The 210-nt window shown below is 48.1% G+C and carries 1 protein-coding gene; it reads right to left on the bottom strand.

Annotated features, from left to right (window positions below):
• Positions 1 to 210 (bottom strand): transposase (locus LB449_RS13920; RefSeq protein WP_224455707.1); only part of this gene is annotated, 210 nt, incomplete at both ends.

Here is a 210-nt window from a genome sequence, read left to right as displayed (position 1 = left end):
TCGCCCTACCTCTTACGCTGCTACCAGACTCTCTTGTAGTGGGAGTTATTCCCACATAGCTGCAAAGCTGCGAGGCCTTTTCAAATTTAGAGAAGCCATCGGTAATTACAATCAGAAACAAGGCCGTTTTCTGCCCTATTCCAGGCACTGAGGTTAAGAGGGTGAGCTGCTGCTCTTGATCTTCCTTGACCAAGGACAGGATCTTTTCCT

Source organism: Psychroflexus lacisalsi (genome assembly GCF_020164495.1).
Taxonomy (GTDB): Bacteria; Bacteroidota; Bacteroidia; order Flavobacteriales; family Flavobacteriaceae; genus Psychroflexus; species Psychroflexus lacisalsi.
This window is presented reverse-complemented; position numbering and strand designations above follow the sequence as displayed.